General features: G+C 60.4%; 19 protein-coding genes. 11 read left to right on the forward strand and 8 right to left on the reverse strand.

Annotation, left to right across the window (positions count from 1 at the left end; all coding sequences use genetic code 11):
* Positions 1–32 precede the first annotated feature (32 nt).
* Together AB7M23_RS10710 and AB7M23_RS10715 are read right to left on the reverse strand one after the other, a co-directional pair.
* Complete coding sequence (locus AB7M23_RS10710) at positions 33–1,658, reverse strand: ABC transporter substrate-binding protein (RefSeq protein ID WP_454240809.1); 1,626 nt, start codon at positions 1,656–1,658, stop codon at positions 33–35.
* 259 nt (positions 1,659–1,917) lie between these two features.
* A complete protein-coding gene (locus tag AB7M23_RS10715) occupies positions 1,918–2,631 on the reverse strand; it encodes an SIMPL domain-containing protein (protein ID WP_102053710.1) in 714 nt (237 codons plus the stop codon).
* Positions 2,632–2,831: 200 nt separating this feature from the next.
* On the opposite strand from AB7M23_RS10715, the gene AB7M23_RS10720 reads away from it, so the two are divergent.
* From AB7M23_RS10720 to AB7M23_RS10735, 4 genes are all read left to right on the forward strand, one after another.
* Entirely contained in the window at positions 2,832–4,091 is a 1,260-nt protein-coding gene (locus AB7M23_RS10720) for an ATP-binding protein (protein ID WP_065759379.1), read from the forward strand.
* Positions 4,088–4,648, forward strand: a complete 561-nt coding sequence (locus tag AB7M23_RS10725) for a response regulator transcription factor (RefSeq protein ID WP_099773628.1) — start codon at positions 4,088–4,090, stop codon at positions 4,646–4,648. Before AB7M23_RS10720 ends, AB7M23_RS10725 begins: the two co-directional genes overlap by 4 nt.
* Positions 4,649–4,758: 110 nt before the next feature.
* Positions 4,759–5,700, forward strand: a complete 942-nt coding sequence (locus AB7M23_RS10730; RefSeq protein WP_065759384.1) for an AEC family transporter — start codon at positions 4,759–4,761, stop codon at positions 5,698–5,700.
* Positions 5,701–5,751: 51 nt separating this feature from the next.
* A complete protein-coding gene (locus tag AB7M23_RS10735) occupies positions 5,752–7,125 on the forward strand; it encodes an amino acid permease (protein WP_454240810.1) in 1,374 nt (457 codons plus the stop codon).
* Positions 7,126–7,151: 26 nt separating this feature from the next.
* Here AB7M23_RS10735 and AB7M23_RS10740 read toward each other — a convergent pair whose 3' ends face one another.
* From AB7M23_RS10740 to gatC, 6 genes are all read right to left on the reverse strand, one after another.
* A complete protein-coding gene (locus AB7M23_RS10740; protein ID WP_065759386.1) occupies positions 7,152–7,529 on the reverse strand; it encodes a carboxymuconolactone decarboxylase family protein in 378 nt (125 codons plus the stop codon).
* 10 nt (positions 7,530–7,539) lie between these two features.
* Positions 7,540–8,583 carry a calcium/sodium antiporter gene (locus tag AB7M23_RS10745; protein WP_454242166.1) on the reverse strand — a complete coding sequence of 348 codons (1,044 nt, stop codon included), beginning with the start codon at positions 8,581–8,583 and terminating at the stop codon, positions 7,540–7,542.
* Between the two features lie 61 nt (positions 8,584–8,644).
* Positions 8,645–9,016 carry a septal ring lytic transglycosylase RlpA family protein gene (locus tag AB7M23_RS10750; protein ID WP_065759388.1) on the reverse strand — a complete coding sequence of 124 codons (372 nt, stop codon included), beginning with the start codon at positions 9,014–9,016 and terminating at the stop codon, positions 8,645–8,647.
* A 91-nt stretch (positions 9,017–9,107) separates the two neighbouring features.
* A complete protein-coding gene (gene gatB / locus AB7M23_RS10755) occupies positions 9,108–10,553 on the reverse strand; it encodes an Asp-tRNA(Asn)/Glu-tRNA(Gln) amidotransferase subunit GatB (RefSeq protein ID WP_065759389.1) in 1,446 nt (481 codons plus the stop codon).
* Positions 10,554–10,564: 11 nt separating this feature from the next.
* Positions 10,565–12,016, reverse strand: coding sequence for an Asp-tRNA(Asn)/Glu-tRNA(Gln) amidotransferase subunit GatA (gene gatA, locus AB7M23_RS10760; RefSeq protein ID WP_065759390.1), 1,452 nt, complete (start codon positions 12,014–12,016; stop codon positions 10,565–10,567).
* 16 nt (positions 12,017–12,032) lie between these two features.
* Positions 12,033–12,320, reverse strand: coding sequence for an Asp-tRNA(Asn)/Glu-tRNA(Gln) amidotransferase subunit GatC (gene gatC, locus AB7M23_RS10765; RefSeq protein WP_065759404.1), 288 nt, complete (start codon positions 12,318–12,320; stop codon positions 12,033–12,035).
* A gap of 203 nt (positions 12,321–12,523) precedes the next feature.
* Here gatC and mreB point away from each other — a divergent pair, with 203 nt between their 5' ends.
* The 7 genes from mreB (at position 12,524) to AB7M23_RS10800 (ending at position 22,191) form a co-directional block, all read left to right on the forward strand.
* Entirely contained in the window at positions 12,524–13,561 is a 1,038-nt protein-coding gene (mreB, locus tag AB7M23_RS10770) for a rod shape-determining protein MreB (RefSeq protein ID WP_008371426.1), read from the forward strand.
* A gap of 139 nt (positions 13,562–13,700) precedes the next feature.
* Positions 13,701–14,765 (forward strand): rod shape-determining protein MreC, encoded by a 1,065-nt coding sequence (gene mreC, locus AB7M23_RS10775; RefSeq protein ID WP_454242167.1) that lies wholly within the window; start codon positions 13,701–13,703, stop codon positions 14,763–14,765.
* Positions 14,765–15,253 carry a rod shape-determining protein MreD gene (mreD, locus tag AB7M23_RS10780; protein WP_099773634.1) on the forward strand — a complete coding sequence of 163 codons (489 nt, stop codon included), beginning with the start codon at positions 14,765–14,767 and terminating at the stop codon, positions 15,251–15,253. The genes mreC and mreD overlap by 1 nt, the downstream gene beginning before the upstream one ends.
* A 34-nt stretch (positions 15,254–15,287) precedes the next feature.
* Positions 15,288–15,893, forward strand: coding sequence for a Maf family protein (locus AB7M23_RS10785; protein ID WP_099773635.1), 606 nt, complete (start codon positions 15,288–15,290; stop codon positions 15,891–15,893).
* An 85-nt stretch (positions 15,894–15,978) separates the two neighbouring features.
* Positions 15,979–17,436 carry a ribonuclease G gene (rng, locus tag AB7M23_RS10790; RefSeq protein WP_065759393.1) on the forward strand — a complete coding sequence of 486 codons (1,458 nt, stop codon included), beginning with the start codon at positions 15,979–15,981 and terminating at the stop codon, positions 17,434–17,436.
* A gap of 88 nt (positions 17,437–17,524) precedes the next feature.
* Positions 17,525–21,340: a YhdP family protein gene (locus tag AB7M23_RS10795; protein ID WP_454240811.1), complete on the forward strand. Its 3,816-nt coding sequence runs from the start codon at positions 17,525–17,527 to the stop codon at positions 21,338–21,340.
* On the forward strand, positions 21,340–22,191 hold the full coding sequence (locus AB7M23_RS10800) for a carbon-nitrogen hydrolase family protein (protein WP_454240812.1): 852 nt from the start codon (positions 21,340–21,342) through the stop codon (positions 22,189–22,191). Before AB7M23_RS10795 ends, AB7M23_RS10800 begins: the two co-directional genes overlap by 1 nt.
* Position 22,192 lies beyond the last annotated feature (1 nt).

The following is a 22,192-nucleotide window of genomic DNA, read 5'->3' on the forward strand; positions in this document are numbered from 1 at the left end:
GCCGTCTGGCGGTACCGGGGTACCCCCAGTGTCTACTGGCTGATGCCGACCCCGTAGAAAGCATTCAAGGCAAACGGACTGATCTTGAAGCCCTGCACGGTTGTACGCATGGGTTGGTAAACCGTTGAATGCGCGATAGGGGTAATCGGCACCTGGTCCTTGATAAGGTGTTGTGCTTGCTTGTATAGCGCGGAGCGCTTGGCTGTGTCGGAGGTGGCCTTGGCTTGCTTGATCAGCGTGTCGTACTCGGTGTTGCACCATTTGGAGAAGTTGTTGCCGTCCACCGCGTCGCAGCCGTAAAGCGTGCCCAGCCAGTTGTCGGGGTCACCGTTGTCGCCGCTCCAGCCGATCAGCATGGCGCCGTTTTCGCCCGCTTTGGCGCGTTTGATGTATTCGCCCCACTCGTAGGTGACGATCTTGGCCTTGATGCCGATTTTGGCCCAGTCCGATTGCAGCATCTCGGCCATCAGTTTGGCGTTGGGGTTGTAGGGGCGCTGAACCGGCATGGCCCACAGGGTTATTTCGGTGCCTTCCTTGATCCCGGCTTCCTTGAGCAATGCCTTGGCTTTTTCCGGGTTGTAGGGGGTGGCCTTGATGGTGTCGTCATACGACCACTGGGTGGGCGGCATGGCATTGACGGCTTCCTGGCCCGCCCCCTGATAGACCGAGTCGATGATCTGCTTCTTGTTCACAGCCATGTCCAGGGCCTGGCGTACCTTGAGCTGAGCCATCGGGTTGGGCTCGTTGCTGCCCTTGATCTTGTCCATCACGTTGTAGGCGATGTACCCCAGGTTGAAGCCGGCTTGCTCGGGCATTTGCAGGTTCGGGTCGCTTTTCAGCGATTGAATATCCGCTGGGCGCGGGAACAAGGTGACCTGGCATTCGTTTTTCTTCAGTTTCTGCATGCGTACCGAAGCATCTGTGGTAATGGCGAAGATCAGGTTGTCCAGCTTCACGTCCTCGGGCTTCCAGTAGTCCTTGTTGCCCTTGAAGCGGATCTGCGCGTCTTTCTGGTACTTGCTGAATACGAAGGGGCCGGTGCCGATTGGCTTCTGGTTGATGTCGGCGGGTTTGCCCTCCTTGAGCAGCTGGTCGGCGTACTCGGCTGATTGAATCGAGGCGAAGCTCATCGCCAGGTTCTGAATGAATGCGGCGTCTACGGTCTTTAGCGTGAATTTGACTGTGTGTTCGTCTATTTTTTCGACTTTGCTGATGTTTTTGTCCATCCCCATGTCGGTGAAGTAGGGGAACTCGGTGGGGTAGGCCTTACGGAATGGCATGTCTGGGTCGAGCATGCGGTTGAAGGTAAACAGCACGTCGTCGGCGTTGAACTCACGGCTTGGCTTGAAGTAGCTGGTGGTATGGAACTTCACCCCCTCACGCAGGTGGAAGGTGTAGCTCAGGCCGTCCTCGGCAGTATCCCAGCGGGTTGCAAGGCCCGGGATAACGGACGTGCCGCCATGTTCAAATTGCGTCAGGCGGTTGAAGACTGTCTCGGCTGAGGCATCGAAGTCGGTTCCGGTGGTGTATTGGCCGGGGTCGAAGCCCGCCGGGCTGCCTTCAGAGCAAAACACCAGGTTGCCTGCCGCGAGGGTGAACGGGGCGCTGGAGAGTAGGCTTGCACCTAAAAGAAACGGAATGACTGCATGTTTAAGCATGGTGGCCTCATTGTTGTCATTTTGATGTGAGGACGGCCTCGTGAGCCGGCCTGCCGGATACTTAAGCAGGCCCCATTGCCAATGCAATATTCAGCGTACTGAGTACGGGGAAAATGTGGAACGATCGTACATGGATGTCGCGTTGGTATAACTATCTGGCTTGTTTAACGCTTAATCGTGAATGTTTATGTTTTTTTACGATGATTTCGTGTAGGTGCGGCTGCGCGGCGAGTGAAAATCGCCGCGCAGTGAGCGGATGTCAGGGCATTTGTACTTCGATCGTACCGTCGGCATTCATGCTGACCTGGCTGGTACCGGCTTCGACCTGCGGGCTGGGTGCGGCCTCGGCATCCATACTGGCTTTCATCATCATGACTGGGCCACGGGCATAGGGTTGCGGATAGCCACTGCTGTTGAGGTTCAGGTTGAGTACTTTGTAACCCTTGCCGCCCAGTGCCTCGGTGGCCAGTTGCGCACGGCTCTTGAAGGCGTTGACGGCATCTTTGAGCAGTTCATCTTCACTGGCCTTGCGGGTGGCTGGTGCAATGGCAAAGTCCATGCCGGCCATTTTCAGGTCTTGCAGCAGTTCACCGGTCAGTTTCGACAGCGCCGGGAAGTCGGTGCTTTCCAGGCGAAGCTCTGCACGTTCACGCCAGCCGGTAATTCTTTGGCCTTTGGTGTCGTAAATGGGGTAGCTGTTGCGGCTGCCCTGGCTGATTTTGATGTCCTTGACTGAGCGTGCCTGCTCCAGGGCCTTATTCATGGTTCGGGTGATTTCGGCTGCGAGCTTGCCAGGGTCGCTATTCTGCGCTTCGCTGTACAAGGTTACGCTCATCAGGTCGCGAGCCACTTCCTTGCTGACTTCAGCGCGCAGGGATACTTGATTGTAACGAGGTTCTTCAGCCAGCACCGGGAGGCTGGCCATCAGACCAGCGGCCAATAGCATTGCAGCACTGCGACGAGGGAAATACATGTAGGGCTCCTTGAAAAAAGGCGTGGTTGATGGTCATCCATTTTCACGCAGACACTTAAGACCCTTGGCAGTGTAGCGAGGTTCAAAAATGCCAGTATGGGCCTGTAAAAAACTGTGGTGTGTTGCCGCATCGCTGCAGACCAGGCCTCACCTTCGGTATACTCGCGACGATTCACCTGGAGCACTCATCAGGAGAGCTCATGCTCGCCCCCGTACAAATACTCTCTGCTACCCGTCAGAACCTCTGGCGCCTGACGTTCATCCGCATTCTGGTTTTGGCGGCCCAGGCCGGTTCCGTGGCCGTTGCCTACTGGACTGATCTGCTGCCGCTGCCGTGGCTGTCGTTGGTTATCACGCTGGGCTTGTCGACGTTGCTCTGCGCCTTCACGGCCTTGCGCTTGCGCCTTTCCCTGCCCGTCACCGAGCTGGAGTACGCCTTTCAGCTGGCTTGTGATCTGCTTATTCACAGCGCCCTGTTGTATTACTCCGGCGGGTCGACCAATCCGTTTGTCTCGTACTACCTGGTACCGCTGGCCATCGCCGCAGTGACCTTGCCGTGGGTCTACTCACTGATCCTGTCAGGCATCGCACTTATTGCTTATAGCCTGTTGCTGGTGCAGTTCTATCCGCTGGAAACCTTCCCGGTTGCGCGGGAAAAAATGCAGATATATGGCATGTGGCTGAGCATCGCGCTGGCTGCAGCGGTGATTACCTTCTTCGCCGCCAAGATGGCCGAGGAGCTGCGCCGTCAGGAGCAGTTGCGCGCCCAGCGTCGCGAGGAAGGCCTGCGTGACGAGCAGTTGCTGGCAGTCGCCACCCAAGCGGCAGGCGCGGCCCACGAGTTGGGAACCCCGCTGGCGACCATGAGTGTGTTGATCAAGGAAATGCGCCAGGACCATTCCGACCCGCTACTGCAGGAAGACCTGCAAGTGCTGCAGGATCAGGTCAAACTGTGCAAGGAAACCTTGCAGCAACTGGTGCGTGCCGCCGAAGCCAACCGGCGCATGGCCGTGGAAGATCAGGACGTCACCTTCTGGCTTGACGAGGCACTGAACCGCTGGCACTTGATGCGCCCAGAGGCCAGTTACCGCTTTCAGCGCCTTGGCCAAGGCAGCATACCGCGCCTGGCGCCGCCACCGGATCTGACCCAGGCGCTGCTGAACCTGTTGAACAATGCCGCCGATGCCTGCCCGGATGGGCTTGAAGTTCATCTGGACTGGAACGACCAGGACATCGTGATCAACATCCGCGACCATGGCCCCGGCGTGCCGGTGGCCATCGCCGAGTCGATCGGGAAACCCTTTTTTACCACCAAGGGCAAGGGCTTCGGCCTGGGCCTGTTTCTGAGCAAGGCCAGCGTCACGCGTGCTGGTGGCTCGGTAAAACTCTATAGTCACGAGGAAGGCGGTACGCTGACCGAGCTACGCCTGCCGCGTGATGCGCGAGGAGATCAACAATGAATGATGAAACCCAGGTCGAAGGCGAAGAGCTGCCGCATCTGTTGCTGGTGGACGATGATGCCACCTTTACCCGCGTGATGGCCCGAGCCATGAGCCGTCGCGGTTTTCGTGTGAGCATTGCTGGCTCGGCTGAAGAAGGGTTGGTGCTGGCTCAACAGGACATCCCCCACTACGCGACACTGGACCTGAAGATGGAGGGCGACTCGGGCCTGGTGCTGCTGCCCAAGCTGCTCGAACTCGATCCGGAAATGCGCGTGGTCATTCTGACCGGCTATTCAAGCATTGCTACCGCGGTTGAGGCGATCAAGCGCGGCGCCTGCAATTACCTGTGCAAACCCGCTGACGCCGACGACGTGCTGGCTGCATTGTTGTCCGAGCACGCAGATCTGGACAGCCTGGTACCGGAAAACCCGATGTCGGTGGACCGCTTGCAGTGGGAGCACATTCAGCGGGTACTCACCGAGCACGAGGGCAATATCTCTGCGACGGCCCGGGCGCTGGGCATGCACCGCCGCACGTTGCAGCGCAAGCTGCAAAAGCGCCCGGTCCGACGCTGACACCTGTGGCTGCTAAATGGCACAAACGACGGCTGAACCGGTGCCTACTTTCTCCCTTTGCTGGCGTATCATTAGCCACCTAACGACAGCCAGCCAACGGGATTGCCTGCATGCTCGCCCTCTTTTTTCAGACGCTGAACATCACTGCGCCTGTGTTTGCGATGTTGTTCATGGGGGTGCTGCTCAAGCGCATTAATGCCATCAACGACGGTTTTATCCATACCGCCTCGTCCCTGGTCTTCAACGTCTGTATGCCAGCGTTGTTGTTCCTGGGGATCTACCACGCGGACCTGAGTGCGGCGGTCAAGCCGGGTTTGCTGCTGTACTTTGTGGTTGCAACACTGGGTGGTTTTTCCCTGGCTTGGGCCTATGCCCTGTGGCGTTGCCCGCGTGAAGACCGTGGTGTCTATACCCAGGGTGCATTTCGTGGCAACAACGGGGTTATTGGTCTGGCGTTGGCGGCGAGTATGTACGGTGATTACGGCATCTCGCTCGGTGCGGTTCTGGCGGGCCTGGTGATCCTGCTCTACAACTCGTTGGCGGCGGTGGTGCTGGCGGTCTACAGCTCCAGCACCAAGTCCGACCCGTGGAGCATTCTCAAGAGCATTTTGCGTAACCCGCTGATTATCAGCGTGCTGCTGGCCACTCCAATGGCGTATGGACAGGTGCCATTGCCGAACTGGTTACTGACCTCCAGCGACTATCTGGCGCAGATGACACTGCCGTTGGCGTTGATCTGTATCGGTGGCACGCTGTCGCTGGCATCGTTGCGCAACAGCGGCAGTCTGGCCATCAGTGCCAGCCTGCTGAAAATGGTCTGGTTGCCGCTGATCGGTACTGTCGGCGCGTGGTTGTGGGGTTTCCGAGGTGCCGAGTTGGGCATTCTGTTCCTCTACTTCGGTAGCCCGACGGCAGCTGCCAGCTACGTGATGGCCCGTGCCGTCAACGGCAACCATGAGCTGGCGGCATCGATCATTGTCATCACCACAGTGGCGGCGGCGCTGACGACAAATATCGGCATCTTCCTCTTGCAGTGGGGCGGCTGGATCTAGATCCTGTCACAAAACAATTCAAACGCTGCCTGACCTGTCCGAGGACATTCCATGCAAGACGAGATCACGCCCGAGCGCTTGCACCGTGGGCTGAAGAATCGCCATATTCAGTTGATCGCCTTGGGCGGAGCCATCGGTACTGGCCTGTTTCTCGGCATTGCCCAAACCATCCAGCTGGCTGGCCCTTCGATTTTGCTGGGGTATGCGGTTGCCGGGCTGATTGCATTTTTTATCATGCGACAGTTGGGCGAGATGGTGGTCGAGGAGCCGGTATCGGGTACGTTCAGCCACTTCGCACACCGTTACTGGAGTGAGTTCGCCGGTTTCATGTCGGGCTGGAACTACTGGGTGCTCTATGTGCTGGTGGGCATGGCCGAGCTGACCGCCGTGGGGATCTACATCCAGTACTGGTGGCCAGGTTTTCCGACCTGGGCCTCGGCAGCAGTGTTCTTTGTGTTGATCAACCTGATGAACCTCAGCCAGGTCAAGGTCTATGGCGAGATGGAGTTCTGGTTTGCCTTGATCAAGGTCGTGGCGATTGTCAGCATGATCGCCTTCGGTGGCTGGTTACTGTTCAGCGGCAATGGCGGCCCGGACGCCAGCGTGGCCAACCTTTGGCAATACGGTGGTTTCTTTCCCAACGGCCTGACTGGGTTGTTGATGGCCATGGCGGTGATCATGTTCTCGTTTGGCGGCCTGGAGCTGGTCGGCATTACTGCCGCTGAGGCCGACAATCCACGCTACAGCATCCCGCGGGCGACCAATCAGGTGATCTACCGCATTCTGCTGTTCTACATCGGGGCGCTGGCGGTGCTGCTGTCGCTCTACCCATGGCAGAAAGTGGTTCAGGGCGGCAGCCCCTTCGTGATGATTTTCCATGCACTGGATAGCAACGTGGTGGCCACGGTACTCAACCTGGTGGTGCTGACGGCAGCACTGTCGGTGTACAACAGCTGCGTGTATTGCAACAGCCGTATGCTGTTTGGCCTGGCAACACAAGGCGATGCGCCGAGGCGCCTGCTCAAGGTCAACGCACGGGGTGTGCCCCTGGCTGCGCTGGGGGTTTCGGCAGTGGCCACCGGGCTGTGTGTGTTGATCAACTATGTGATGCCGGCCAAGGCCTTTGAGTTGCTAATGGCACTGGTGGTGTCATCGTTGGTGATCAACTGGGGCATTATCAGTATCACCCACTTGAAGTTCCGCCGGGCCAAGCAGGCTGCCGGAGAAACGACGTTCTACAAAAGCTGGGGCTACCCGCTGACCAACTACATCTGCCTGGCCTTCCTGGCCCTGATTCTGGTGGTGATGTACTTGACCCCGGGCATCAACATCTCAGTGATGCTGATTCCTGTCTGGCTGGTGCTGTTGCGGCTGGCCTTCTGGCTGAAAAAACGCAACGAGAAGGCTGCCGCCGTTGCCAACTGACGCGCCGAAGGCAGGCGAGTGATCGATCAGCCCTGTTGGTAGCTGTCGATCACTTCCTGGGCGGCACGGAAGGCGTCTATTGCTGCTGGAACGCCGGCATACACCGCGCAATGCAGCAACGCTTCGCGAATCTCTTCTACCGTACAGCCGTTGTTCAAGGCGCCGCGCACGTGGCCCTTGAGTTCTTGCGGGCACTTCAATGCGGTCAGTGCGGCCAGGGTGATCAGGCTGCGGGTTTTCAGCGGCAAGCCTTCTCGGCTCCAGACACTGCCCCAGGCATGTTCGTTGACGAATGCCTGCAGCGGCGCCGTGAAATCGGTAGCGTTACCCAGTGCGCGGTCAACGAAAGCGTCACCCATTACCTGGCGGCGGACCTGTTCGCCGCGTTTCTCGCTGTCACCCATCGTGTTCTCCTTAGTGTTGACGGCGCCAGGCTTGCAGGCTGGTGTAAAGCAGCGTCACCGCTAGCACTGGCAGGATATAGAACAGCATCAATCGCTCAAGCTTCGTCGCCAGCGGCATGCCGGTGGTGAAAGCCACCACGTGCAGACCATAAGCCAGGTACAGGCAGAGAAACACCAGACCTTCGGCGCGGGTGATCCGGTAGCCGGAATAGAACACTGGCAGGGTCAGGACAGCAACGCCGAACATCACTGGCAAGTCGAAGTCCAGTGCATTGGGGGAAATCGACAAGGGCGTCGGGGCCAGCACGCTGGTCAGGCCCAGCACGGCGAGCAGGTTGAACAGGTTGCTGCCAATGACGTTGCCCACGGCGATCTCCCGTTCGCCACGCAAGGCGGCGATCAGTGAGGTGGCCAACTCTGGCAGTGAGGTGCAGACCGCAACCACTGTCAGGCCAATGATTCGTTCGGAGAGTCCCAGGTCGACTGCCACCTCGACCGAGGCTTCCAGCAGCAAATGCCCGGCCAGGCTGAGAAGCCCCAGGCCGGCAGCCATCAGCAAGAGGCTATTGAGCCAGAAGCCTGCGCTGCGCTGTGGCCTTGGCCCTGGGGCCGGATAGGTGCGCGCGTGGTGCCGGGATTGGTGCCAGAGCAGGCTCAGGTAAGCGACCAGTGCGCAGAGCAGCAGGGCGCCTTCCAGGCGACCAAGCCGTTCATTGAGCGCGAGCAGATAGACCAGCAGGCTGGCGCCGATCATCAAGGGGATGTCCAGCCTTACCAACTGTCGGGAAACCCGCAGTGGAATAATCAGTGCGGCCAGGCCAAGGGTTACCAGAACGTTGAAGATGTTGCTGCCGATGACACTGCCGACGGCGACGTCTGGCGCGCCGCTGTAGGCCGCTTGAATACTGACCGTCAATTGCGGTGCGCTGCTGCCGAAAGCTACCAGGCTAAGACCAATGATCAGCGGCCTCACCTGCAGGCTTTCGGCCATGCGCAGGGCGGCACGCACCAGCAGCTCGGCACCTGTGATCAACAGCAGCAGGCCGCTGATCAGTTGCAGCAGGCTGAAGGTCGGTAATGAGGCCAGGTCAAAAATGGTCGTGCTCCCTCAAAGGTCAGTCGCTAAGACCTTGTACCCGTACGCGGGCCGTTCCGCTACGGATCATGCCCAATTGTTCGGCGGCAGCACGGGAGAGATCAATCAGCCGGCCGCGGGTGTGCGGGCCACGGTCGTTAATGCGCACCACCACGCTGCGTTGGTTGTTCAGGTTGGTGACGCGTACCTGCGTGCCGAAGGGCAGGCTGCGGTGCGCAGCGGTCAGTGCGCGTTGATTGAACGGTTCGCCACTGGCAGTACGCTTGCCGTGGTGACGGGCGCCGTAATAGGAGGCCGTACCACTTTCATCGTAACCGTGAGGGTCGATGTCGTGGCTGGCACAGCCGGCAACCAGGGTGAACAGTGCTAGCGCACTAAGCGGACGCCACATGAATCAGATACTCCGAGGTGTGTGCATGGCTGGCAAGGCTGGCTCTTACAAGGTGCAGGCCTGGTAGGAGCCAGCGTTGCCGGCGATGCAATTACCCTTCGAGCTTGCTCTTGAGCAATTGGTTCACTTGCTGCGGGTTGGCCTTGCCTTTGGACGCTTTCATTGCCTGACCGACGAAGAAACCGAACATCTTGCCGCGCTTGGCTTCATCGGCGGCGCGGTACTGCTCGACCTGCTCGGCGTTGGCTGCCAGCACTTCGTCCAGCACTTTCTCGATCGCGCCGCTGTCGGTGACTTGCTTCAGTCCGCGGGCCTCGATGATGGTGTCGGCATCGCCTTCACCGGCGGCCATCGCCTCGAAGACCATCTTGGCGATCTTGCCGCTGATGGTGTTGTCGATGATGCGCGAGAGCATACCGCCCAGTTGTGCGGCACTGACCGGTGATTGCTCGATTTCCAGGCCCAGCTTGTTCAGCAGGCTGCCCAGTTCGACCATGACCCAGTTGGCGGCCAGTTTGGCATCGCCACATACGCCAACCACCTGTTCGAAGTAGTCTGCCTGTTCACGGCTGGAAGCCAGCACGTTGGCGTCGTAGCTGGACAGGCCGAACTGGCTCTGGAAGCGCTCGCGTTTCTGCGGTGGTAGCTCCGGCAGGGTGGCGCGGGTGGCTTCGAGGAAGGCCTCTTCGATGACCACCGGCAGCAGGTCCGGGTCGGGGAAGTAACGGTAGTCGTTGGCTTCCTCCTTGCTGCGCATCGAGCGGGTTTCGTCCTTGTTCGGGTCGTACAGGCGGGTTTCCTGGATGACCTTGCCGCCGTCTTCGATCAGGTCGATCTGGCGTTGCACTTCGCTGTTGATCGCACGCTCGATGAAGCGGAACGAGTTGACGTTCTTGATCTCGCAGCGGGTGCCGAACTCGGCCTGGCCTTTCGGACGAATCGAGACGTTGCAGTCGCAACGCAGCGAGCCTTCGGCCATGTTGCCGTCGCAGATGCCCAGGTAGCGCACCAGCGCATGGATCGCCTTGACGTAGGCCACGGCTTCCTTGGCGCTGCGCATTTCCGGCTCGGAGACGATCTCCAGCAGCGGGGTGCCGGCACGGTTCAGGTCGATGCCGGTGGCGCCGCTGAAGTCTTCGTGCAGGCTCTTGCCGGCGTCTTCTTCCAGGTGCGCGCGGGTAATGCCGATACGCTTGACGGTGCCGTCTTCCAGGGCGATGTCCAGATGGCCCTTGCCGACGATCGGCAGCTCCATCTGGCTGATCTGGTAACCCTTGGGCAGGTCAGGGTAGAAGTAGTTCTTGCGGGCGAACACGTTGTGCTTGCCGATCTCGGCGTCGATCGCCAGGCCGAACATGCAGGCCATGCGCACGGCTTCCTCGTTCAGCACCGGCAGCACGCCGGGCATGCCCAGGTCGATCAGGCTGGCCTGGGTGTTCGGCTCGGCGCCAAAGGTGGTGGCGCTACCGGAGAAAATCTTCGACTGGGTGGCGAGCTGGGTATGAATCTCCAGCCCGATAACAACTTCCCATTGCATGTGTGTATTCCTCAGAAGCCTTTAGGTGCGCGGGTGTGCCAGTCAGTCACTTGCTGATAGCGGTGCGCGACGTTGAGCAGGCGGCCTTCCTGGAAATACGGGGCGAGCAATTGCACGCCGACCGGCAGACCTTCGACGAACCCGGCCGGCATCGACAGGCCCGGCAGGCCCGCGAGGTTGGCGGTGATGGTGTAGACGTCTTCCAGGTACGCAGCAACCGGATCGTTGTTCTTCGCGCCAATCTTCCAGGCCGGGTTCGGCGTGGTTGGGCCGAGAATGACGTCGACCTCGTTGAAGGCGGCCATGAAGTCGTTCTTGATCAACCGACGGATTTTCTGCGCCTGCAGGTAATACGCATCGTAGTAACCCGCCGACAAGGCGTAGGCGCCGACCATGATCCGGCGTTGTACTTCGGCACCGAAGCCTTCGCCGCGCGAGCGCTTGTACAGGTCGGTGAGGTCTTTCGGGTTTTCGCAGCGGTAGCCGAAGCGCACGCCGTCGAAGCGCGACAGGTTGGAAGAGGCTTCTGCCGGCGCGATCACGTAGTAGGCCGGAATGGCGTGCTGCATGTTCGGCAGGCTGATTTCCTTGATGACCGCACCGAGCTTCTCCAGCTCTTTGACGCTGGCCTGGACCAGGTCGGCAATGCGCGGGTCGAGACCGGCACCGAAGTACTCCTTCGGCAGGCCGATGCGCAGGCCTTCAAGGGATGCATTCAGGTTGGCGCTGTAATCGGGCACGGGCTCATCGATGCAGGTGGAGTCCTTGGCATCGAAACCGGCCATGCCTTGCAGCAGCAGTGCGCAGTCTTCGGCGGTGCGGGCCATCGGGCCGCCCTGATCGAGGCTTGAGGCATAGGCGATCATGCCCCAGCGCGAAACACGACCATAGGTCGGCTTGAGGCCGGTCAGGTTGGTCAGTGCCGCAGGCTGGCGGATCGAACCACCGGTATCGGTGCCGGTGGCTGCTGGCAACAGGCGTGCGGCGACAGCCGCGGCCGAGCCACCGGAAGAACCGCCAGGGACGTGCTCGAGGCTCCACGGGTTCTTGACGGCGCCGTAGTAGCTCGATTCGTTGGCCGAGCCCATGGCGAACTCGTCCATGTTGGTCTTGCCCAGGGTGACAGTGCCAGCTTCGGCCAGCTTGCTGACAACGGTGGCGTCGTAGGGCGCCTTGAAGTTGTCGAGCATCTTCGAGCCGCAGCTGGTCCGCACACCTTGGGTGCAGAACAGGTCTTTGTGGGCGATCGGCGCGCCGAGCAGGGCACCGGTCTCGCCAGCGGCACGCCGTGCGTCGGCGGCACGGGCCTGGCTGATGGCCAGCTCTTCGGTGATGCTGATGAAACTGTTAAGTTGTGGGTCGAGTTGCTGAATGCGTGCCAATAGTGCACGGGTCAGTTCTTCGGAGGAAAAACGTTTGTCGGCGAGTCCGCGGGCGATCTCGGCCAGGGTCAGTTGATGCATGGCAGGCTCTTTTCCCTTACTCGATGACTTTCGGAACCAGGTACAGGCCGTTTTCGGTCGCCGGGGCGATGGCCTGGTACTGGTCGCGATGGTTGCTTTCGGTGACCACGTCAGCGCGCAGGCGCTGGCTGGCTTCCAGCGGGTGGGCGAGTGGTTCGATGCCGGTGGTGTCGACGGCTTGCATCTGGTCGACCAGCCCCAGAATACTGTTCAGGGCATCAGTGGTGCGTGGCAGATCGCTTTCATTCAGGCCCAGACGGGCCAAATGAGCAATCTTTTCCACGTCGCAGCGTTGAAGCGCCATGGGAATCTCCAGGGAAACAAAAAAACGGATTTCATCCGTGATGAGGAACATGCCGGCAATTTTACGGTCATACGGCCGCGATCATGTGCTGGCTTGCTCGGAAAAACTGCCAATTTAACATATTGGCGCCTTGCCCAAAATCCCCGCCGTTGTTAGAGTTTGCCGCACTTTTTTACCCACGCGTTGCCTAGGGTCACTTTCCCATGTTCAAGAAACTGCGTGGCATGTTTTCCAGCGATCTTTCCATCGACCTGGGCACTGCCAACACCCTTATTTACGTGCGTGAGCGCGGTATCGTCCTGAATGAGCCCTCGGTCGTGGCCATTCGTACTCACGGCAACCAGAAAAGTGTCGTCGCTGTCGGTACCGAAGCCAAACGCATGCTGGGCCGTACGCCCGGTAACATTGCTGCCATTCGTCCGATGAAGGACGGCGTTATCGCCGATTTCAGCGTTTGCGAAAAAATGTTGCAGTACTTCATCAACAAGGTTCACGAAAACAGCTTCCTGCAGCCCAGCCCTCGTGTGCTGATCTGCGTGCCGTGCAAATCGACCCAGGTCGAGCGTCGTGCCATTCGTGAATCGGCGCTGGGCGCCGGTGCCCGTGAAGTGTTCCTGATCGAAGAGCCAATGGCTGCTGCGATCGGTGCAGGCCTGCCGGTTGAAGAGGCGCGCGGTTCGATGGTCGTCGATATCGGTGGTGGTACCACTGAAATTGCACTGATCTCCTTGAACGGCGTGGTTTATGCCGAGTCCGTGCGTGTGGGCGGCGATCGCTTCGACGAAGCCATCGTGACCTACGTGCGCCGTAACTACGGCAGCCTGATCGGTGAGTCCACCGCCGAGCGCATCAAGCAGGAAATCGGTACCGCTTATCCGGGCGGCGAAGTCCGCGAAGTCGATGTGCGCGGCCGTAACCTGGCAGAAGGCGTTCCACGTGCTTTCACCTTGAACTCCAACGAGGTGCTCGAAGCGCTGCAGGAGTCCCTGGCGACTATTGTCCAGGCGGTCAAGAGCGCGCTGGAGCAGTCGCCACCCGAGCTGGCTTCGGATATCGCCGAACGTGGCCTGGTGCTGACCGGTGGTGGCGCGTTGCTGCGCGATCTGGACAAGCTGCTGGCCCAGGAAACCGGCCTGCCGGTCATCGTCGCCGAAGATCCGCTGACCTGTGTCGCCCGTGGCGGTGGTCGTGCGCTGGAGATGATGGACAAGCACACCATGGACCTGCTCTCCAGCGAGTGATCTTGCCGGCAGCCATCCGATGAGTGGTTTACAGGTAGTGCCAAGGGTGCTACCTGTATGCGGTTGTCGGCGCCTTCAGGCGCCGCATCGCCTTACGCCACGCGTCGGCACGTGTGTTGCCGTATGATTGACCTCCTGAATAGTCGCCCACGAGGAACGGCCCATTAAACCGCTTTTCGCCAAAGGCCCTTCACTGGGTGTTCGCTTGCTCGTGCTGGTGGTGCTTTCGGTCGCCCTGATGGTGGTCGACGCGCGCTTTTCGGTGTTGCAGCCGGTGCGCCAGCAAATGTCGCGGGTACTGATCAAGGCCTACTGGGTTACCAACCTGCCGGAGCAGTTCTGGCAGGGCATCTCCAACCAGTTCGGCAGCCGTGCCGAATTGATGGCCGAGAACGAGAAACTCAAGACCGAGGCGCTGCTACTGCAAGGTCGCCTGCAGAAACTGGCTGCCCTGACGGAACAGAACGTGCGTTTGCGCGAGCTGCTCAATTCCTCGGCATTGGTTAACGAAAAGGTCGAGGTCGCCGAGCTGATCGGTATCGATCCGAACCCATTCACCCACCGTATCCTGATCAACAAGGGCGAGCGTGATGGCGTCGTTCTGGGGCAGCCTGTGCTCGATGCTCGCGGCCTGATGGGGCAGGTGGTCGAACTGATGCCTTACACGTCCCGTGTGCTGCTGCTCACCGATACCACCCATAGCATTCCCGTGCAGGTCAACCGCAATGGCTTGCGCGCCATTGCCAGCGGCACCGGCAACCCGGAGCGCCTTGAGCTGCGTCATGTTGCCGATACCGCCGACATCAAGGAGGGCGACCTGCTGGTCAGCTCTGGCCTCGGTCAGCGGTTCCCGGCGGGTTATCCGGTGGCCACGGTCAAGGAAGTCATACACGACTCAGGCCAGCCCTTCGCTATTGTCCGTGCGGTACCAACGGCGGCTCTCAATCGCAGCCGCTACATGCTGTTGGTGTTCAGTGACAGTCGTTCTCCTGAACAGCGCGCCACCGAAGCGGCCCAGGCCCAGGAAGCCGCGGACCGACAGAAGCTCGCCGTGCCAGGTGATGCCCCGGCCACGGTTGCGCCCGCGCCGGCCACGCCTGCTGCCACGGCACCTGTTGCAGCGCCTGCTGCACCTGCTCCCGCGGCAACTGCCCCGGCCCATGGCGCGGGTGCTGCGCCGGTCAACTCCCGGGAGAGTCACTAATGGTTAGTACCCGAAGCAGAAACGGCTGGGTCATTTGGCTGAGCTTCGTGATCGGCATACTGTTGAGCGTTGCCCCCATGCCAGAGGGCTCCGATCACCTGCGCCCCTTGTGGCTGGCGTTGTTGCTGGTGTTCTGGACGCTGACGCTGCCGCACAAGGTCGGAATGACTACGGCCTTTGTGCTCGGCCTGGCATCCGATGTGCTGTGTGGGACCCTGTTGGGGCAGAACGCGTTGGTGCTGACCTTGATCAGCTTCCTGATCCTGTCGCTGCAGCAGCGGTTGCGCATGTTCCCCATGTGGCAACAGAGCCTGGTGGTGCTGGTGATCTTTGGCCTGGCGCAGTTGGTCCAACTGTGGCTAAGCGCCCTGACCGGTAACCGCCAGCCGACCCTCGCCTTGCTCTGGCCTGCCGTTGTCAGTGCCTTGCTCTGGCCCTGGATCAGCTACGCCTTGCAAGGCTTGCGCCGCCGACTCGGCATCCACTGATTCCACTGCCCGCCGTTGACAGGGAGACGTCAAGATGACTCCGCTTTACCTGGCCTCTGGTTCGCCACGCCGTCGTGAACTGTTGACCCAGATTGGTGTGCCATTCACGGTCATCAGTGCCTCCATCGATGAAACCCCCCTGGCCGATGAGTCGGCCTGTGCTTATGTCGAGCGTCTGGCGCGTGGCAAGGCATTGGCCGGGCTGGCAATGCTCGCCGCCACGGAGGCGCGCGCGCCCTTGGCGGTCTTGGGGGCTGATACCGCGGTGGTTCTGGATGGGCAGATTTTGGGTAAACCGCAGGACCGTGCCGAAGCCCTGGCGATGCTCGCTGCGCTTTCCGGGCGCGAGCATGAGGTGTTGACCGCTGTTGCCATTACCGACGGTTCCCGTTGCGAGAGCCTGTCTGTGAGCAGTCGCGTTGCGTTTCGCTCGATCAGCCCGGCCGAAGCGCAGGCTTACTGGGAGAGTGGCGAGCCGCATGACAAGGCCGGCTCCTATGCAATCCAGGGGCTGGGGGCCGTGTTCGTGCAGGGCCTGAGTGGTAGTTATTCAGCCGTTGTCGGCTTGCCGCTTTGTGAAACGGCCGAACTGCTGGCGCGGTTCGGCATTCCTTGCTGGCAACGCCTCCAGGCCTGTTGAGCGAGGATGCACTGAAGCTGCCAGCGCTCGCCAGCCTTCCATGAGCGAGCCATCATTACCTGAACACCTTTGACGAGAGCCAGCCATGAGTGAAGAGATTCTGATCAATATCACGCCGATGGAATCACGCGTGGCGGTGGTGGAAAACGGTGTCCTGCAAGAGGTGCATGTCGAGCGTACCCAGCGCCGCGGGATTGTCGGCAACATCTACAAGGGCAAGGTGGTGCGTGTCCTGCCGGGTATGCAGGCGGCTTTTGTCGATATTGGCCTGGAGCGCGCAGCGTTCATCCATGCGTCGGAAATCTCCCTGCGTGAAGGGCCGGCAGTCGAGACCATCAGTGCCTTGGTGCATGAAGGTCAGAGCCTGGTGGTGCAGGTGACCAAAGACCCCATCGGTTCAAAGGGCGCTCGCCTGACCACACAGCTTTCGATTCCTTCGCGTTATCTGGTGTACATGCCACGCACCAGCCATGTCGGTATTTCCCTGAAAATCGAAGACGAAGCCGAGCGTGAGCGTCTCAAACAGGTGGTCAGTGACTGCGTGGCCCAGGAAAATATCAAGGATGCCGGTGGTTTCATCCTGCGCACGGCTGCCGAAGGCGCGGGCGCCGATGAAATTCTCATGGACATTCGCTACCTGCGCAGGCTCTGGGAGCAGATTGGCAATCAGATCAAGACCGTGGGCGCGCCGACCGTCATTTATGAGGATCTGGGCCTGGCCTTGCGTACCCTGCGCGACCTGGTCAACCCGAAAATCGAGAAGATCCGCATCGACTCTCGGGAAACGTTCCAGAAAACGACGCAGTTCGTCGCCGAGCTGATGCCGGAAATCGCCGACCGGCTGGAGCATTACCCGGGTGAGCGTCCGATTTTCGACCTTTATGGCGTCGAGGACGAAATCCAGCGTGCGCTGGACCGCAAGGTGCCGCTCAAGTCCGGTGGTTATCTGGTGGTCGACCCGGCTGAAGCGATGACCACGATCGATGTGAACACCGGGGCTTTCGTCGGGCATCGCAACCTTGAGGAGACCATCTTCAAGACCAACCTGGAGGCGGCAACCGCGATCGCCAGGCAACTGCGCCTGCGCAACATTGGCGGGATCATCATCATCGACTTCATCGACATGGAAGACGAAGAGCATCAGCGCCAGGTATTGCGTACGCTGGAGAAGCAGCTCGAACGTGATCATGCCAAGACCAACATCATTGGTATCACCGAGTTGGGCCTGGTGCAGATGACCCGCAAGCGCACCCGTGAAAGCCTCGAGCAGGTGCTCTGCGAGCCCTGCATCAGTTGCCATGGTCGCGGCAAGCTGAAAACACCCGAGACAATCTGTTACGAGATTTTCCGGGAAATCCTTCGCGAGGCCCGCGCCTATCAGGCTGAAGGCTATAGAGTGCTGGCCAACCAGAAGGTGGTGGACCGGTTGCTGGACGAGGAGTCTGGCAATGTTGCCGAACTTGAGGCGTTCATCGGGCGAACGATTCGCTTCCAGGTCGAGTCGATGTATTCCCAGGAACAATACGATGTGGTGCTGCTCTGATTCGCTTTTGTTGTTCATTTGAGCTGTGGCTGCTGGCAAAGCCGGTAGTCCGGGCCATAGTTAAAGCTCGACTCGGGGAGACATCGACATGGAACGTCTGACGCGCGTTCTGATCGCATTGACTCGCTGGGGCTTGGGCGGGTGCGCCCTGCTGACAGTGCTTGTCGCACTTTACGTAAGCCTTGGGCGGCAGTTGGTGCCGTTGGTGGCTGAATACCGGAATGAGGCTCAGGACAAGGCCGAGCAGGCCTTGGGCATGCCTGTCCATATCGGCGCCCTGGAGGGACGCTGGAATGGGTTGGCGCCGGTGTTGCTGGTGCGTGATGTGCAGCTGGGTGATGGCCCCAACGCCTTGCGCCTGGATGCGGTCAGGGTCGTGCCAGACCTTTGGGCCAGCTTGATGGAGCGTCAGCTACGCATTGCCCAGATCGAGTTGGGTGGCCTGCAGGTGAGCCTGCATGAAGATGAGAATGGCCGTTGGGCGCTGAAGGGGTTGCCCGTCACGCAAGAGCAATCACTCGACCCTGAGCAGGTGCTGACCAAACTTCAGGTGGTCTCGAAGGTTTCCCTGTTCGACAGCCAGGTGACCCTTGAGCCGTTCCAGCGTGACCCGACAACCCTTACCTATGTCAGCCTTGGGCTACAGACCGGCAGTGTGCGCCAGCGCCTTGATGCGCGTGCGACCCTGCCCGACGGCCAGCCGCTGGCCTTGAGCCTGCGCAGCCGGATTCGCCCGGCTCAATGGCGTGAGGCGCAACTAGAGGCGTACCTGAGCCTGCCGCAGAGTGACTGGGCCAAGTGGATACCGCCGAAATGGCTGGGGCAGTGGAAGGCCGAGCAGTTGCGTAGTGGCGGCGAGGTCTGGCTCAACTGGTCGAACGGTGCGGTGAGCAGTGCGGTGGTGCGCATGAACGCGCCGCGGTTGCGCGGTGCCTATACCGGGCGCAAAGCCATCGCCCTGGATAACCTGGCCCTCAACGCCTGGTTCCAGCGTAGCGAGCAGGGCTTCGAAGTGGCCGTAGACTCCCTGGCGATGAGCCTGGGCGAAACCCGCTGGGAATCTCGTATCCAGTTGCGCCAGTTGGCGGCCACCGAGAAAACCGAAGAAACCTGGGAGGTGCAGGCCGATCGCCTGGACCTTGCCCCGCTCACGCCGTTGATCGATGCCCTGGCTCCTCTGCCGGACACACTGATGGCCGTGGTTGATGGTCTCAAGGTGACCGGTGGCTTGCGCAACGTGCGGCTGGATATTCGACCCAAGGCCAGTGGCGATCAGCGCCTGAGCTTTGCAGCCAACCTCGACCGGGTGGGGTTTTCGGCCTACCACGGTGCACCGGCGGCAGGAAACGTCAGTGGCAGCATCAGTGGTGACCTTGGTCAGGGTGAGCTACGCCTTGATACCGATGCATTCATGCTGCATCTCGATCCTATCTTCGCCAAACCCTGGCATTACCAGAAAGCCAATGCACGCTTGACCTGGCGTCTGGATCAGGACGGCTTCACCCTCATTGCCCCCTACCTCAAGGTGCTGGGAGAGGAAGGCAAGATCGCTGGCGATTTCCTGATTCGTCTGCTCTTCGACCCTGCGCTTGAGGACTACATGGACCTGCGTGTCGGTCTGGTCGAGGGTGACGGTCGTTACACTGGCAAGTACCTGCCGGCAGTCTTGAGCCCCGCATTGGATGAGTGGCTGCGCACGGCGATTCTCAAGGGTGCGGTCGATGAGGGCTATTTTCAGTACCAGGGCTCGCTGAACCACGGGGCATCCCCTGAGGCCCGGAGCATCAGCCTGTTTTTCAAGGTGCATGATGCGGCCCTCGATTTTCAGCCTGGCTGGCCGACGGTGCACAACGTCGACGGCGACGTGTTCATCGACGATGCTGGGGTGCGGGTAAAGGCCCGCAGTGGAGAGCTGCTCAATACCCAGGTCAGCAACGTGATGGTCGATATTCCCCATGTGGACAGTGGCGAGCACAGCCACTTGTACCTTGATGGCGAATTCTCCGGCGGGCTTGGCGATGGTCTGAAGATTCTCCAGGAGGCACCTATTGGCACCGGGCCGACCTTTGCCGGTTGGGAGGGCGAGGGCAGCCTGGTGGGCAAGCTCAAGCTCGATGTTCCACTGGTGAAGGGGCAACAGCCCAAGGTGCTGGTGGACTTCAGTACGGCTGATGCGCGCCTCAAGATCCGTGAGCCGGCGCTGGAATTGAGCCAGCTCAAGGGTGATTTCCGATTTGATTATGACAAGGGCCTGAGCGGTCAGGGCATTACGGCCCGGGCGTTCGACAAGCCGTTCACTGCGCAGATTTTCGCGGAAGGCAAGCCCGGTCAGTTGCAGACCCGCCTCGCTGCCAAGGGGCAGATCGGGCTCAAGGCGCTGACCGACTGGCTGCAGTTCAGCCAAGCCTTGCCGCTGTCCGGCGAACTGCCCTACGAGTTGCAGGTAGCCTTGGGCAGCCGCAGCAATCAACTGACGATCAACTCCACGCTCAAGGGCCTGGCAATCGATTTGCCTGCACCGTTTGGAAAATCCGCTGGCGAGGTGCGTAACAGCCAGTTTCGGATGAACCTGCAAGGCCCAGAGCGCCGTTACGATGTTGATTACGCAGACCTTGCCAACCTGGTGTACGCCTCGCCGGTGGGCAAGCCCGGCCAAGGGCGCGGCGAACTGTTGTTTGGCGAAGGCAATGCCCAGTTGCCCTCTGCCCAGGGTGTGCGGTTGAGTGGCAAGCTGGCCGAGCTGGACGTGGCGCTTTGGCAGAAACAGCTGGAACGTTATGCCGGAAACGATCCAGGCGGCAGTGCCCGGCAAACCCTCCAGAGTGCCGATGTGAGCATTGGGCAGGTCAAGGCATTCGGTCTTGACCTTAACCAGGCGGTGGTTCGTGTCAACCGTAGCAATGACAGTTGGGGCGTGCGCCTGGACAGCAAGGAGGTCATAGGTAATGCGCGCCTGCCGGATAACCAGGCACAACCAATCACCCTTAATTTGCAGACCATTCATCTGCCGTCGGCTGATCCCGCTGAGGTTACGGCCCCGGATGCCCCAGACCCCTTGGCTACTGTCGATCCGCGCAAAATTCCGGCAATCGACCTGACCATCGGCAAGTTGTTCCTGGGTGACGACCTGTTGGGCAGTTGGTCGCTGAAGCTGCGGCCCACGGCCAAGGGCGTAGCGCTGAAGGATCTGGACCTCAATCTCAAAGGCTTGATGATTGATGGCAATGCTGGCTGGGAGGGTGTGCCGGGGGCGAGCAGTAGTTGGTACAAGGGCCGTCTGGAAGGCAAGGACGTGGCAGATGTGCTCAAGGCCTGGAAGTTCGCACCGACCGTGACCAGTCGGGATTTTCGTCTGGACGCCGACGGCCGCTGGCCAGGCTCGCCCGCCTGGGTTGGCCTCAAGCGGTTTTCCGGCAGCCTTGATGCCTCGCTACGCAAAGGCCAGTTTGTCGAGGTGGAAGGTGGCGCTCAGGCGCTGCGGGTGTTTGGTCTGCTGAACTTCAACTCGATTGGCCGTCGCTTGCGCCTGGACTTCTCCGACCTGCTTGGCAAAGGCCTGAGTTATGACCGGGTCAAAGGCCTTTTGGTCGCCAGTGAGGGCGTCTACGTGACGCGTGAACCGATCACCGTGACGGGGCCCTCAAGTAATCTGGAACTGGATGGCACACTGGACATGGTTCGAGACCGAATCGATGCCAACCTGCTGGTGACCTTGCCGGTGACCAACAACCTGCCATTGGCGGCGTTGATTGTCGGTGCGCCGGCCATTGGCGGTGCCCTGTTCCTGGTTGACCGCCTGCTGGGGGATCGGGTAGCACGTTATGCCAGTGTGCACTATCGCGTCGAAGGCCCGTGGAAAGAGCCTAAGATTAGCTTTATCAAACCTTTCGAGAAGAACCGTTGATGAAAGCAGCCGTGATTCAGATGGTCAGCCAGAGCGATATCGCTGGCAACCTGGCCAAGGCCCACGCATTGCTTGAGCGTGCAGCCCAGGGCGGTGCGCGGCTGGCAGTCTTGCCAGAAAACTTTGCTGCCATGGGGCGTCGTGACAGTGCGGCAATCGGCCGAGCCGAAGCACTTGGCGAGGGGCCGATCCTGCCGTGGTTGAAACAGACGGCACGTGACCTCAGGTTATGGATTGTGGCCGGAACCGTGCCCTTGCCGCCGGTCGGGCAGCCCGACGCGAAAGCCCATGCCTGTTCGTTGCTGATCGACGACCAGGGGCAGCAGGTGGCGCGCTACGACAAGCTGCACCTGTTCGATGTCGATGTGGCCGACAACCGTGGCCGTTATCGTGAGTCCGATGATTATGCCCATGGAAGTCGGGTGGTCGTGGCCGATACGCCGGTTGGCCGTCTGGGGCTCAGTGTCTGCTATGACCTGCGCTTTCCGGAGCTCTATAGCGCCTTGCGCGAAGCGGGGGCTGAATTGATCAGTGCGCCGGCTGCGTTTACCGCGGTAACCGGTGCCGCACACTGGGAAGTGCTGATACGTGCCCGGGCCATTGAAACGCAGTGCTATGTGTTGGCTGCGGCTCAGGGCGGCACTCATCCCGGTCCACGGGAAACCTTTGGTCATGCGGCGATCGTCGATCCATGGGGGCGCATCGTCGCCGAACAGGACACCGGCGAAGCCGTGCTGCTGGCCGAACGCGACAGCAGCGAACAGGCGTCCATCCGGGCGCGGATGCCGGTGGCCTTGCACCGGCGCTTTTTCTCGCAGGACGCCTTGCGGCCTGCGCACACCTCGGAGTGAC

It is taken from the genome of Pseudomonas sp. HLS-6 TE3448 (assembly GCF_053629555.1).

Bases quoted from the DNA above. Each gene is read 5' to 3' on its own strand.
- AB7M23_RS10710 (WP_454240809.1), bottom strand. From the start codon at position 1,658: ATGCTTAAACATGCAGTCATTCCGTTTCTTTTAGGTGCAAGCCTACTC.
- AB7M23_RS10715 (WP_102053710.1), bottom strand. From the start codon at position 2,631: ATGTATTTCCCTCGTCGCAGTGCTGCAATGCTATTGGCCGCTGGTCTG.
- AB7M23_RS10720 (WP_065759379.1), top strand. From the start codon at position 2,832: ATGCTCGCCCCCGTACAAATACTCTCTGCTACCCGTCAGAACCTCTGG.
- AB7M23_RS10725 (WP_099773628.1), top strand. From the start codon at position 4,088: ATGAATGATGAAACCCAGGTCGAAGGCGAAGAGCTGCCGCATCTGTTG.
- AB7M23_RS10730 (WP_065759384.1), top strand. From the start codon at position 4,759: ATGCTCGCCCTCTTTTTTCAGACGCTGAACATCACTGCGCCTGTGTTT.
- AB7M23_RS10735 (WP_454240810.1), top strand. From the start codon at position 5,752: ATGCAAGACGAGATCACGCCCGAGCGCTTGCACCGTGGGCTGAAGAAT.
- AB7M23_RS10740 (WP_065759386.1), bottom strand. From the start codon at position 7,529: ATGGGTGACAGCGAGAAACGCGGCGAACAGGTCCGCCGCCAGGTAATG.
- AB7M23_RS10750 (WP_065759388.1), bottom strand. From the start codon at position 9,016: ATGTGGCGTCCGCTTAGTGCGCTAGCACTGTTCACCCTGGTTGCCGGC.
- gatB (WP_065759389.1), bottom strand. From the start codon at position 10,553: ATGCAATGGGAAGTTGTTATCGGGCTGGAGATTCATACCCAGCTCGCC.
- gatA (WP_065759390.1), bottom strand. From the start codon at position 12,016: ATGCATCAACTGACCCTGGCCGAGATCGCCCGCGGACTCGCCGACAAA.
- gatC (WP_065759404.1), bottom strand. From the start codon at position 12,320: ATGGCGCTTCAACGCTGCGACGTGGAAAAGATTGCTCATTTGGCCCGT.
- mreB (WP_008371426.1), top strand. From the start codon at position 12,524: ATGTTCAAGAAACTGCGTGGCATGTTTTCCAGCGATCTTTCCATCGAC.
- mreD (WP_099773634.1), top strand. From the start codon at position 14,765: ATGGTTAGTACCCGAAGCAGAAACGGCTGGGTCATTTGGCTGAGCTTC.
- AB7M23_RS10785 (WP_099773635.1), top strand. From the start codon at position 15,288: ATGACTCCGCTTTACCTGGCCTCTGGTTCGCCACGCCGTCGTGAACTG.
- rng (WP_065759393.1), top strand. From the start codon at position 15,979: ATGAGTGAAGAGATTCTGATCAATATCACGCCGATGGAATCACGCGTG.
- AB7M23_RS10795 (WP_454240811.1), top strand. From the start codon at position 17,525: ATGGAACGTCTGACGCGCGTTCTGATCGCATTGACTCGCTGGGGCTTG.
- AB7M23_RS10800 (WP_454240812.1), top strand. From the start codon at position 21,340: ATGAAAGCAGCCGTGATTCAGATGGTCAGCCAGAGCGATATCGCTGGC.